This window comes from Agromyces sp. C10, assembly GCF_023217995.1.
GTDB classification, from domain to species: Bacteria; Actinomycetota; Actinomycetes; order Actinomycetales; family Microbacteriaceae; genus Agromyces; species Agromyces indicus.
On record NZ_JALPSX010000005.1, the window covers coordinates 48,359 to 61,374 of the forward strand.

A 13,016-nucleotide genomic window follows, 5' to 3' on the forward strand; every position below is an offset into this window, starting at 1 on the left:
CGCGAGTCAGGAGAAGACGGCCTCGATGATGTCGTGCGTGTAGCCCGTGACCGCCGGTCCGGACCAGCGCGTGGCGATCCACACGCCGCCGCGGAAGAAGTGCGACTCCCCCGCCGGACCCGCGGCCTCCTCCCACTCGGCGACGCAGCGCGTGCCCTCGAGCTCGGGGAAGCAGTCGAGCCCGCCGGCCTCGAACGCGCCGAGCGCGGCACTCCGCTGGGCGTCGTCGACGGAGGCGATCGTCGTGACGAGGCCGGTACGGCCGTCCGCGGGCTCCGCCGGCAACCAGGCGCAGGTGAGCTGCGCGGCCTGCTCGAGCGTCGGCACGGCGCCCGGGTCGTCGGTGCCGAGGAGCACCGGCGCGTCGTCGCCGGTCGCCCACGCGGGGTTCAGCACGTAGTCGGGCGCGAACGCGTCGGTCCAGTCGCTCGAGTAGGCCGCGCCGCAGTCCGCGGGCACACCGCCGGCGGGAGCGGCCGCGGGGGCGCTGCCGCCGGGCGCGACGGGCACCGGCTCGCCCGCCGCGGCGGGCATCGGTCGCGGGGTGGGCTCGGGCGCGGCATCCGCTTCGGGCGCCGGCGCTCGCAGAACGCCGACGAGCGCGACGGCGGCAAGGACGAGGGCGGCGACCGCGGCGACGAGCCAGGTCGTCGGACGGCGCAGGAGAGTGGCGGGGTCGGGCATGGGGGAACACTCCGTGGTCGCGGATCGGGGGAATCGGCAGGGTCGACCGCCGGCGATCCTAGCGAGACGGTCTGGGAGTGCCGTTCAGGACGTGCCGGACGGCGCCGTCAACCGAAGATCGCCGCGACGATGTCGTGCGTGTAACCCTCCGGGCTCACGTTCGCCCACCGCGTCGCGATCCACACGCCCTCGCGGAGGAAGTGGGACTCCCCCCACTCGCCCGCGTCGGTGGTCTCCTCGATGACGCACCGCGTGCCCCCGAGCTCCTCGTAGCAGGTGAACCCGGCGCCGGGGAAGTACGCGGCCATGGAGTCCTGCTGCTCGGGCGTCAGGCCCGCGACGTTGGTGATGATGCCCACGTCGCCGCCGCCCGCGTCCTGCACCCAGGCGCACCGGAGCTCCGCCGTGCCCTCGAGCATCGTGATCGCACCGCGATCGTTCGACCCCCACAGCGGCTCGTCCTCCGACCAGGCGGGGTTCAGGACCAGGCCGCCGAGCTCGGGCGCCCAGTCGCGCGTGTAGATCCCGGCGCAGTCGGTCGGGATGACCACGGCCGACGGCGTGCCCGGGTCGGAGGTGGCGGGCGGCTCGGACGGCGGCGTGCTGGGCGCCTCGGACGTCGGAGTCGGCGCGATGGTCGTGGGCGACGGCTCGGGCGAGCGACCGCCCGACATCCCGAGGACGACGACGACCACGACGGCGATCCCGAGGAGGACGGCGCCGACGATGAGCCAGAACACGGGTCGTCGCGTGAGCGGGGTGGTCGGTTCGTTCGGGGTCTCGGTCACGATCAACCTCTCGACGGGGATGCCCGGAGTCTACGACCGGGGCCGCCGACGGCGGGGCAGCCCGCGCACGCGTCGCCGAAACGCCGAAGGGCCCCGGATCGCTCCGGGGCCCTTCGGGTGCGCGTGCGGCGGCGCGGACGCCGCCGCACTCGCGTCAGCTGTAGTTGCCGGGGGTGAAGTCGTCGCTCGAGAACGAGTCGAAGTCGACGAAGCTGAGGTCGCCCTCGGTGAACGCGGCGTCGTCGGAGAAGATGCGGTTCGGGTAGCGCTCCGCCTTCGCCTCCTCGGTCGCCTCGACGGTCACGTTCCGGTACTTGTTCAGACCGGTGCCCGCCGGGATCAGCTTTCCGATGATCACGTTCTCCTTGAGGCCCACCAGCGGGTCGGACTTGCCCTCCATGGCGGCCTGCGTGAGCACGCGGGTCGTCTCCTGGAAGGACGCGGCCGACAGCCACGACTCGGTCGCGAGCGAGGCCTTGGTGATACCCATGACCTCCTGGCGCGCCGACGCCGTCTTCCGGCCCTCGGTGAGCGCCGCGCGGTTGATCTCGTTGTACTTCGAGCGGTCCACGAGCTCACCGGGCAGCAGGTCGGTGTCGCCGTGGTCGACGACGGTGACCTTGCGCAGCATCTGGCGCACGATGACCTCGATGTGCTTGTCGTGGATCGGCACGCCCTGCGAGCGGTAGACGTCCTGCACGCCGTTCACCAGGTGCTTCTGCACCTCGCGAACGCCCTTGACCCGGAGGACCTCCTTCGGGTCGACGGTGCCGACGATCAGCTGCTGGCCGAGCTCGACGTGCTGGCCGTCCTCGACGAGCAGCGTCGAGCGCTTGAGCACGTTGTACGCGATCGGCTCGTCGCCGTTGTCGGGCGTGAGGATGACCTTGCGCTGCTTCTCGGTCTCGTCGATCGTGATGCGGCCGGCGGCCTCCGCGATCGGCGACGCACCCTTGGGGGTGCGGGCCTCGAACAGCTCCTGCACGCGGGGCAGACCCTGCGTGATGTCGTCGGCCGAGGCCGAACCACCGGTGTGGAAGGTACGCATCGTCAGCTGCGTGCCCGGCTCGCCGATCGACTGGGCGGCGATGATGCCGACCGCCTCGCCGATGTCCACGAGCTTGCCCGTCGCGAGCGACCGGCCGTAGCACTTCGCGCAGACGCCGACCGCCGACTCGCAGGTCAGCACCGAGCGGACCTTGATCGACTCGACGCCCGCCGCGACCAGCTTGTCGATGAGCACGTCGCCCACGTCGTCGCCGGCCTCGGCCACGACCTCGCCCTTGGCGTTCACCGCATCGGCGGCGAGGCTCCGCGCGAACACCGAGTTCTCGACGTTCGGGTCGCGGACCAGGGTGCCCGTGGAATCCGTCGCCGCGATCGGCATCTCGAGGCCCTTGCCGGTGCCGCAGTCGTCCTCGCGGATGATGACATCCTGCGAGACGTCGACCAGACGACGGGTCAGGTAGCCCGAGTCCGCCGTACGGAGCGCGGTGTCGGCGAGGCCCTTGCGGGCACCGTGCGTGGCGATGAAGTACTCCGCCACCGACAGCCCCTCGCGGTACGAGGAGATGATCGGGCGCGGGATGATCTCGCCCTTCGGGTTGTTCACCAGGCCTCGCATACCGGCGATGTTGCGCACCTGCAGCCAGTTACCACGCGCACCGGACGTCACCATGCGGTTGATGGTGTTGTCCTGGTTCGACGCGAACTCCTCCTGCATGGCCTTGGCGACCTCGTCGGTGGCCTTCGTCCAGATCTGGATGAGCTCCTGGCGACGCTCGAGGTCGGTCGTGAGGCCCTTCTCGAACTGCGACTGGACCTTCGCGGCCTGCTTCTCGTACTTCGAGACGATCTCGCGCTTCTGCGGCAGCTCGACGACGTCGGACAGCGCGACGGTCACGCCCGAACGGGTCGCCCAGCGGAAGCCGGCGTCCTTGATCCGGTCGAGCGTCGCGGCCACCTCGGTCTTCGGGTAGCGCTCGGCGAGGTCGTTGACGATCGCCGAGATCTGGCCCTTGCCGGCCTGCGCGTTGAAGTACGGGTAGTCCTCCGGCAGCGCCTCGTTGAAGAGGGCGCGACCGAGGGTCGTCTCGAGCAGGAACGGCTCGCCCGGCACGAAGCCCTCGGGGGCCTCGCCCTCGCGGAAGTGCAGCCCCGCGAGGCGGATCTTGACCTTCGCGCCGAGGTCGAGCGCGAGCTCGCCCGGACGGTTCTGGTCGAACGCGAGGATCGCCTCGGCGATCGACGAGAACGCGCGGCCCTCGCCGGCGGCGCCCGGCTTCTCGGTCGTCAGGTGGTGCAGGCCGATGATCATGTCCTGCGAGGGCAGGGTCACCGGACGGCCGTCCGACGGCTTGAGGATGTTGTTCGACGCCAGCATCAGGATGCGGGCCTCGGCCTGGGCCTCGACCGACAGCGGCAGGTGCACGGCCATCTGGTCGCCGTCGAAGTCCGCGTTGAACGCGGCGCAGACGAGCGGGTGCAGCTGGATGGCCTTGCCCTCGACCAGCTGCGGCTCGAACGCCTGGATGCCGAGGCGGTGCAGCGTGGGCGCGCGGTTCAGCAGGACGGGGCGCTCGCGGATGATCTCCTCGAGCACGTCCCAGACCTGCGGACGCGAACGCTCCACCATGCGCTTGGCGGCCTTGATGTTCTGCGCGTGGCTCAGGTCGATGAGGCGCTTGATGACGAACGGCTTGAACAGCTCGAGCGCCATCTGCTTGGGCAGGCCGCACTGGTGCAGCTTGAGCTGCGGACCGACGACGATGACCGAACGACCCGAGTAGTCGACGCGCTTGCCGAGCAGGTTCTGGCGGAAGCGACCCTGCTTTCCCTTGAGCATGTCGCTCAGGGACTTCAGGGCGCGGTTGCCGGTACCGGTGACGGGGCGACCGCGGCGGCCGTTGTCGAACAGCGCGTCGACGGCCTCCTGCAGCATCCGCTTCTCGTTGTTGACGATGATCTCGGGCGCACCGAGGTCGAGCAGGCGACGGAGGCGGTTGTTGCGGTTGATCACGCGGCGGTACAGGTCGTTGAGGTCGGAGGTCGCGAAGCGGCCACCGTCGAGCTGGACCATCGGACGGAGCTCCGGCGGGATCACGGGGACCACGTCGAGCACCATCGCGGCCGGCGAGTTGCCGGTCTGCAGGAACGAGTTCACGACCTTGAGCCGCTTGATCGCGCGGATCTTCTTCTGGCCCTTGCCCTCGGCGATCTGCAGGTGCAGGTCGTCGGCCTCGGCCTGGAGGTCGAAGGACTCGAGGCGCTTCTTGATCGCCTCGGCGCCCATGTACGCCTCGAAGTACATGCCGAAGCGGTCCTGCAGCTCCTGGAAGACGGAGTCCTCGGGCTTGAGGTCGCCGACCTTCAGCGTGCGGAAGTCCTCCCACACGCGCTCGAGGTGAGCGATCTGCTCGTCGGCGGACTTGCGGACGCCGGCCATCTCCTTGTCGGCGGCGGCCTCGGCCCGCTTGCGCTGGTCGGCCTTGGCACCCTCGGCCTCCAGGGCCGCGAGCTCCTCCTCCTTGCGCTTCATGAGGTCGGCGATGCGCGCGTCGCGGGCGTCGCCGATGGTCTTGATCTCGAGCCGGAGCTCGTTCTCGAGGCCCGGCATGTCGGCGTGACGACCCTCGTCGTCGACGTCGATGACCATGTACGCGGCAAAGTAGATGACCTTCTCGAGGTCCTTCGGCGCCATGTCGAGCAGGTAGCCGAGACGGCTGGGCACGCCCTTGAAGTACCAGATGTGCGTGACCGGCGCGGCGAGCTCGATGTGGCCCATGCGCTCGCGGCGGACCGAGGACTTGGTGACCTCGACACCGCATCGCTCGCACACGATGCCCTTGAAGCGCACGCGCTTGTACTTGCCGCACGCGCACTCCCAGTCGCGGCTGGGTCCGAAGATCTGCTCGCCGAAGAGGCCGTCCTTCTCGGGCTTCAGCGTGCGGTAGTTGATCGTCTCGGGCTTCTTGACCTCACCGAAGGACCACTTGCGGATGTCCTCGGCGGTGGCCAGGCCGATACGGAGCTCGTCAAACGTGGTTGCGTCGAGCAATTTCTCTCCTAGATTCCTGAAGTCTTCTCGTACCTGGCGGATCAGATCTCGTCGATGTTCGACGACTCGAAGCGCGCGGAGATGTTGATGCCGAGCTCCTCCGCGGCGCGGAACGCCTCGTCGTCGGTGTCTCGGAGGCTCACCGCGGTGCCGTCGGCCGAGAGGACCTCGACGTTCAGGCAGAGCGACTGCATCTCCTTCATGAGCACCTTGAAGGACTCGGGGATGCCGGGCTCCTGGATGTTCTCGCCCTTGACGATGGCCTCGTACACCTTGACGCGGCCGAGGATGTCGTCGGACTTGATCGTGAGGAGCTCCTGCAGGGCGTAGGCGGCGCCGTAGGCCTCGAGGGCCCACACCTCCATCTCGCCGAATCGCTGACCGCCGAACTGCGCCTTACCACCGAGCGGCTGCTGGGTGATCATCGAGTACGGGCCCGTCGAACGCGCGTGGATCTTGTCGTCGACGAGGTGGTGCAGCTTCAGGATGTACATGTAGCCGACCGAGACCGGGTACGGGAAGGGCTCGCCCGAGCGGCCGTCGAACAGCTGCGTCTTGCCGCTGGAGTCGATCAGGCGCTCGCCGTCGCGGTTGGGGAGCGTCGAGTCGAGCAGACCGGCGATCTCCTCCTCCAGCGCACCGTCGAACACGGGCGTGGCGACCTTCGTGCCGGGCTCGGCCTCGCGGGCGACCTCGGGCAGGCGCTTGGCCCACTCGGGGTTGCCGTCGACCTTCCAGCCCTGCTTGGCGACCCAGCCGAGGTGGGTCTCGAGCACCTGGCCGAAGTTCATTCGACCGGGGATGCCGAGCGGGTTCAGGATGACGTCGACCGGCGTGCCGTCGGCGAGGAACGGCATGTCCTCGACCGGCAGGATCTTCGAGATGACGCCCTTGTTGCCGTGGCGGCCGGCGAGCTTGTCGCCCTCGGTGATCTTGCGCTTCTGGGCGATGTAGACGACCACGCGCTGGTTGACGCCCGAGCCGAGCTCGTCGTCGCCGTCCTGCGCGTCGAACACCTTGACGCCGATGATCGTGCCCTGCTCGCCGTGGGGGACCTTGAGCGACGTGTCGCGGACCTCGCGGCTCTTCTCGTTGAAGATCGCGCGGAGCAGGCGCTCCTCGGCCGAGAGCTCGGTCTCGCCCTTCGGCGTGACCTTGCCGACGAGGATGTCGCCGGGCCGGACCTCGGCGCCGATGCGGATGATGCCGCGCTCGTCGAGGTCGGCGAGCAGGTCGGGGCTCACGTTGGGGAGGTCGCGGGTGATCTCCTCCTTGCCGAGCTTGGTGTCGCGGGCGTCGACCTCGTACTCCTCGATGTGGATCGAGGAGAGGACGTCGTCCTTCACCAGGTTCTGGCTGAGGATGATCGCGTCCTCGAAGTTGTGGCCCTCCCAGGGCATGAACGCCACGAGGAGGTTCTTGCCGAGCGCGAGCTCGCCGTTGTCGGTCGCGGGACCGTCGGCGATGACCTCGCCGGCCTCCACGCGGTCGCCGGCCGAGACCACGACGCGGTTGTTGTACGACGTGCCCTGGTTGGAGCGGTCGAACTTGCGCAGGTAGTAGGTCTGCGTGCCGCCCTCGTCGAGCTGCAGCGTGACGGCGTCGGCCGAGACCTCGGCGACCACACCGGCCTTGTCGGCGGTGATGACGTCACCGGCGTCGATCGCGGCGTAGCCCTCCATGCCCGTGCCGACGAACGGCGAGTCGCTGCGCAGCAGCGGCACGGCCTGGCGCTGCATGTTCGCACCCATGAGGGCGCGGTTCGCGTCGTCGTGCTCGAGGAACGGGATGAGCGAGGTCGCGACCGAGACCATCTGGCGCGGCGAGACGTCCATGTAGCCGATCTCGTCGGCGGGGAACAGGTCGACCTCGCCGCCCTTCTTGCGGGCGAGGACGCGCTCCTCCTGGAAGTGGCCGTCGGCCTTCAGCGGCGCGTTGGCCTGGGCGACGATGTAGTCGTCCTCCTCCATCGCCGTGAGGTAGTCGATCCGGTCGGTGACCTTGCCGTTCTCGACGCGACGGTACGGCGTCTCGATGAAGCCGAAGGAGTTGATGCGCGCGAACGACGCGAGCGAGCCGATGAGGCCGATGTTCGGGCCTTCCGGCGTCTCGATCGGGCACATGCGGCCGTAGTGCGAGGGGTGCACGTCGCGGACCTCGACGCCCGCGCGGTCGCGCGAGAGGCCGCCGGGGCCGAGCGCCGACAGGCGGCGCTTGTGGGTGAGGCCGGCCAGCGGGTTGTTCTGGTCCATGAACTGCGACAGCTGCGAGGTGCCGAAGAACTCCTTGATCGCGGCGACGACCGGTCGCACGTTGATCAGGGTCTGCGGGGTGATCGCCTCGATGTCCTGCGTGGTCATGCGCTCGCGGACGACGCGCTCCATGCGCGAGAGGCCGGTGCGGACCTGGTTCTGGATCAGCTCGCCCACCGCGCGGATGCGACGGTTGCCGAAGTTGTCGATGTCGTCGACGTCGAGGCGGATCTCGACGTCCTTGCCACCGCGGCGGCCGGGCAGGGTCGGACGGTCCTCGTGCAGGGCGACGAGGTACTTGATCGTGGCGACGATGTCCTGGACGGTGAGGACGGAGTCGGTCAGCGGGGCCTCGAGGCCGAGCTTGTTGTTGATCTTGTACCGGCCGACCTTGGCGAGGTCGTAGCGCTTCGGGTTGAAGTAGAAGTTGTCGAGGAGCGCACGCGCGGCCTCGGCGGCGACCTGCTCGCCCGGACGCAGCTTGCGGTAGATGTCCTTGAGCGCCTCTTCCTTCGTGAGGATGTTGTCCTTCTCGAGGGTGAGGGCGATGGACTCGTAGCCGGCGAACTCCTCGAGGATCTCCTCGGAGGTCAGGCCGAGGGCCTTCAGGAACACCGTGACCGACTGCTTGCGCTTGCGGTCGATGCGCACGCCGACCTGGTCGCGCTTGTCGACCTCGAACTCGAGCCAGGCGCCGCGGCTCGGGATGACGCGCGCCGAGTAGATGTCCTTGTCGGACGTCTTGTCGGGGGTGCGCTCGAAGTAGACGCCGGGCGAGCGGACGAGCTGCGACACGACGACGCGCTCGGTGCCGTTGATGACGAAGGTGCCCTTCGGGGTCATGAGCGGGAAGTCGCCCATGAAGACCGTCTGGGTCTTGATCTCACCGGTGAGGTGGTTCATGAACTCCGCGTTGACGTACAGCGGAGCGGAGTAGGTCTTGCCCTTCTCCTTGCACTCGTCGATCGTGTACTTCGGCGGCTCGAGCTCGGGGTTCGTGAACGAGAGCTGCATGGTCTCGCCGAGGTCCTCGATGGGCGAGATCTCCTCGAAGATCTCCTCGAGACCGGTGGTCTCGGGCAGGTCCTGACGACCCTGCTCGACCGCCGCCTCGACGCGCGCCTTCCACGCGTCGTTGCCGACGAGCCAGTCGAAGCTCTCGGTCTGCAGGGCGAGCAGGTCGGGTACGGTGAGGGTGTCGGTGACCTTCGCGAACGAGAGGCGGCTTGCACCGCGTCCGTTCTTGGGGGTGGGCGTGGATGCGTTGCGCGCAGCAGCCAAGGAAATGACCTCCATGGCCCCCTCGGGGGCCGGTTCACTGTCGGTGGTGGTTGGAGTTGACCCCTCAGACGAAGTGCGGATGCCGGGACACCCGACACGCAGAAGCCGACCGCAATATGAAGGCATAGTGGGTCTGGGAGCGCAAAGGTCAAGCATAGAACGCGAGACGCGCCATGTCCAGTCGATTCTTGACCTCTCCGCGAATCTCGGGTATAACCCAGCTTTCCCGGCCCCGTCGGCATGGGGATCGCTCCCCATCGACCCCGCGCCCGGCGCCGTCGTAGCGTGGCAATGACCCTACGGAGGCAGCCCATGACCGACGTCCTCATCACGTACGACCGGCTCGCGGAGCTCGACGCGAAGCTGCAGGCCATCACGACCGAGCTCCGCGAGGCATCCGCTCGCGCCGACGTGCTCGAGGCCGCCATCGGCGACCCGTTCGGCCGCGACGAGCTGCGCGAGGCCGTCGAGGACTTCGAGGACCGCTGGAACAACCGGCGGCAGAACCTCGCCGAGGACGTCGCGGGCGTGCAGGAGCACGTGCACGGGGTCCTCGAGGGCTTCCGCGCGTGGGACGCCGAGACCGCCACCGGCCTCACGGCCGACTGAGACGCGGGGACCCGGAATGCACCCGTACACCCCCAGGGGTCGCGCCATCCGTCACCTGGAGGGCGACCCTGCGACCATCCGGCGCCGCGGGACCGAGATCGAGCAGCTCGGGACCGACATGATCGAGAGCGCCGCGACCCTCCAGGCGATCGCCGACGGGGCGTCCGGCCAGCAGGGACTCGCCGTCGACCGGCTCGCGGAGGTCGTCGGCGACGTGCACCGCGAGCTGCGCCTCGCCGGCGAGCTGTACCGCCCCACGGGGCCGGTCGTCCGCGCGTACGGCGAGGCCCTCGCCGAGCTCCAGCCGCGACTCGACGCGCACGCCGAGGAGTGCGACGAGCTGTGGGAGGCGTACCTGCGCGCCCCCGGCTTCCGCGAGGGCGAGCGTCCTCCCTTCGCGGCCGCCGATGCCGACACCCCGGAGGCCGCCGACCAGGCCGGGCTCGACCGGGCCAAGCAGGCGGCGTACGACGCGTGGTCCGACGAGGCGACCGCCTTCGACGACGACTACGACACCTGGGAGGCGGCCTTCGAACGGGCCGCCGCGAACGTCGGGGACGTGCTCGACGGCCGCATCGAGGACGGCTTCTGGGATCGCGTCGACGGCTTCGTCGCCGGCACGCTCGAGGTGCTGAAGTGGGTCGGCCTCGCGCTCGCCATCGCCTCGATCGTCATCGCCGGGCCGCTGATCGGCGCCCTGTCGGCGATCGTCGCGATCACCGTGCTCGCGCTCACCATCTACCGGAAGGCCCGAGGCGACACCGGCTGGAAGGAGGTGATCCTCGCGGCCATCGGGGTCATCCCGTTCGGCAGCCTCGGCAAGATCGGGACGCCGAAGTTCGTCGACGACGTGTTCGGCGGCCTGCTGACCGGTGCCGGCCGCAGCGCCATCCGGACCGAGGTGTCGACGATCCTCGGTTCGGGCAGCGCCGCGTTCCGGTTCTCCGGGTCGGGCGTCGAGGCGATCCGCAACGGCTTCTCGCACTTCGCGCGCAACCACGGCACCGACGGGCGCCTCGTCGACTCGCTCGCCCGGTTCTTCACGGGCAAGGCCGCGGGCTCCCTCGGCTCGGCCCGCCCCGCCGACATCCTCATCGGCACCTGGTGGACGCACCTCGGCCGCGTGAACACCGGCCTCTCGTGGGGCACCGGCGAGGGCCTGTACAGCCGCCTCTACGACGGCGTCGTGGGCGCGGATCGGTAGGCTCGCGTGGTGTCTGAGAGCCTGCGCGCCGCACTCGGCGCCGATCGCGATCCCGAGTTCGCGATGCTGCTCCCCGAGGGGTGGGCCCGGCTCGACGCGAGCGACGAGTCGCGCGACCTGCTGCTCGCCCGGCTACGCGAACGCCTCATGGCCGCGCATCGCCCCGACCTGTGGGCGGCGGCGCGCGCGTCCGTCGAGCGGGCGTTCGCGGGGCTGCGACGCAGCGGCGGCGTCGCCGTGATGATGCAGCTCGAGCGCGAGGGCGACGCCCCGTTCGTGCCGGCGTCGGTCACGGCCGCGATCGAGACCGGTCCGGACGGGGCCACGCTCGACGACCTGGTGGCCGGGCTCATCGCGCGGGGCGCGACGCCGCTCGGCGAGGACCGCCGGTTCATCCGCCTCGAGACGCGCGAGGTGCGCACCGAGGAGGCCGTCCGCATCGGCCTGACGACGGTGCGGTACCTCACGCCCGTGCCCGGGTCGGGGCGCCGGAGGGCACTTCTGCTCACCGCGGTGCTGCCGCATGAGCCCGACACCCCCGAGGACGACCCGCTCCTCGCGGCGACGCGGTTCGCGATCGACGCCCACGTCGCCACGCTGCGCTGGCTGCCGCCCGGCTCGTCCACGTCCGACACGGCGGGCGCGGGGCGCGCATGACCACGACGGATGCCGCCGGCCGCCGCGACGACCTGCTCCTCGACGCCCCTGTCCCCTGGGCCCTCCCGCTCCCCCGCGATCTCGTCCGCGACGAGCGTGCGGCGTGGCTGGCGCGCGCCGCGGACGACGTCGCCGCCTCCGCCGCGCACTGGCCCGCCGAGGCGGTCGAGCTGCTGCCCGCGATCCTCGAGCACGCCCTCGACTCGCGCGGCGACGAGGGACTCGTCCTCTTCCTCCTCTCGCCGACCGCTCCCGCGTGCGCGACGCTGCGCATCGCGGTGCTGCCGTCGCCCGGTCGTGCGGCCGTCGCGCGCGACCTCCGGGCCGCGCCGCGAACCGCGCTCGTGACGCGCATCGAGGGCGCCGGGCTCGGCGACGGGGCGGAGTGGGTGCACGGCGCGCCGATGCCGGGCGGCTCGGGCGAGCAGCTCGCGGGGCTGCAGTGGTGCTTCGCCGGCGACGACGAGCTCGTGCTGGCCACGCTCGACCCGGTGCCGCCGCCCATGCTGGCGCACGTGGTCGACCTCGCGCGCGAGCTCGTGTCCGGGCTCCGCCGCGTGCGCGACGACGGCGACTGGCTGGCACCAGCGCTGCCCGAGGGGGTCGGCTTCCGCACCGGGGAGGCGTGGCCCGACCCGGCCGCCCAGGCGGCATCCGTCGTCGACGCCGCGGGGCCCGGCGGGGCCGGCCGGTGAGACGCGCCCCGCGGCAGGTCCCGACCGCGGCCGAGTGGGCGCGCACGCTCCCGCGCGGGGCGCGCGTGCCGTGGTCGGAGCTCGAGGCGCACGTGCTGCGCGAGCACCCGGCCGTGCTCCGCCTGATGGGGCCTGCGGCATCCGGCGTGCGCACTTCGCGACCCGGGTTCCGCGCGGTGCTCGGCGTCGGCATCGTCCTCGGCGGGCTCGTCCTGCTCGCGATCGTCTGGGCGCCGATCTGGGGGCTCGCGACGCTGTCGGGCGACGCGTTCGGCGTACGCGACGTCGACGGCGCCGTTGCCGTCCCCGTCGCTGGCGTCTCGCTCCTCGTCGCGGCGGTGGTCCAGCTCGGGCTCCTGGTCCGCGCCCTGCGCGGGCGACCGGATGCCGCGGGCATCGGGGGCGGCACCGCCGTGCTCGCCGTCCTCATCGGGATCGGCACGGCGCTCGTGGGCGCTCGCCAGGACGTGCCCGCCTGGACCGCGTGGGTCGGCCTCGCCGCGGCCGTCGCCGCGCTGGGCCTGGCGAACGTCGTCCTCGCCCGTGTGCTCCCCCACCGGACCGCCCCGCCGCGGCCGCGTGATGCCGCATCCCCCGGCGACCGTCTCGACCGCGACCGCGCCCTCGACGAGGCGATCGCGGCGCTCCCCGAGGCGGAGCGCACGCGACTCCTCGACGACCGTCGGCGTGCGATCGAGTGGTTGCGCCTCCAGGGCACCGTGAGCCCCGACGAGGCCGCGCGCGCGATGCGCGCCCCGCTCGGCCGACTCGGGGCCTCGACCTGACCGG

Annotated in this window: 9 protein-coding genes; 5 read left to right on the forward strand and 4 right to left on the reverse strand. The window is 70.8% G+C overall.

The genetic code is table 11. The features are described 5' to 3' along the window. Positions 1–6: 6 nt before the first annotated feature. The 4 genes from M1L56_RS06840 to rpoB all read right to left on the reverse strand — a co-directional run bounded on the left by M1L56_RS06840 (position 7) and on the right by rpoB (position 9,062). On the reverse strand, positions 7–684 hold the full coding sequence (locus tag M1L56_RS06840; protein ID WP_248598649.1) for a hypothetical protein: 678 nt from the start codon (positions 682–684) through the stop codon (positions 7–9). 107 nt (positions 685–791) lie between these two features. Continuing rightward, positions 792–1,472 carry a hypothetical protein gene (locus M1L56_RS06845; RefSeq protein ID WP_248598650.1) on the reverse strand — a complete coding sequence of 227 codons (681 nt, stop codon included), beginning with the start codon at positions 1,470–1,472 and terminating at the stop codon, positions 792–794. Positions 1,473–1,626: 154 nt separating this feature from the next. Continuing rightward, complete coding sequence (gene rpoC / locus M1L56_RS06850) at positions 1,627–5,529, reverse strand: DNA-directed RNA polymerase subunit beta' (RefSeq protein WP_067950388.1); 3,903 nt, start codon at positions 5,527–5,529, stop codon at positions 1,627–1,629. Between the two features lie 41 nt (positions 5,530–5,570). After that, entirely contained in the window at positions 5,571–9,062 is a 3,492-nt protein-coding gene (rpoB, locus tag M1L56_RS06855) for a DNA-directed RNA polymerase subunit beta (RefSeq protein ID WP_067950390.1), read from the reverse strand. Positions 9,063–9,374: 312 nt separating this feature from the next. On the opposite strand from rpoB, the gene M1L56_RS06860 reads away from it, so the two are divergent. The 5 genes from M1L56_RS06860 to M1L56_RS06880 are packed head-to-tail and all read left to right on the forward strand — an operon-like array spanning position 9,375 to position 13,012. Continuing rightward, the gene (locus tag M1L56_RS06860; RefSeq protein WP_067950392.1) at positions 9,375–9,671 is read left to right on the forward strand and encodes a hypothetical protein; all 297 of its coding nucleotides are present in this window, start codon (positions 9,375–9,377) and stop codon (positions 9,669–9,671) included. A gap of 16 nt (positions 9,672–9,687) precedes the next feature. Beyond that, positions 9,688–10,875: a hypothetical protein gene (locus M1L56_RS06865; protein WP_248598651.1), complete on the forward strand. Its 1,188-nt coding sequence runs from the start codon at positions 9,688–9,690 to the stop codon at positions 10,873–10,875. A 9-nt stretch (positions 10,876–10,884) separates the two neighbouring features. Then, positions 10,885–11,532, forward strand: coding sequence for a hypothetical protein (locus M1L56_RS06870; protein ID WP_248598652.1), 648 nt, complete (start codon positions 10,885–10,887; stop codon positions 11,530–11,532). Next, the gene (locus M1L56_RS06875; protein WP_248598653.1) at positions 11,529–12,227 is read left to right on the forward strand and encodes a hypothetical protein; all 699 of its coding nucleotides are present in this window, start codon (positions 11,529–11,531) and stop codon (positions 12,225–12,227) included. The genes M1L56_RS06870 and M1L56_RS06875 overlap by 4 nt, the downstream gene beginning before the upstream one ends. Then, positions 12,224–13,012, forward strand: coding sequence for a hypothetical protein (locus M1L56_RS06880; protein WP_248598654.1), 789 nt, complete (start codon positions 12,224–12,226; stop codon positions 13,010–13,012). The genes M1L56_RS06875 and M1L56_RS06880 overlap by 4 nt, the downstream gene beginning before the upstream one ends. Positions 13,013–13,016 lie beyond the last annotated feature (4 nt).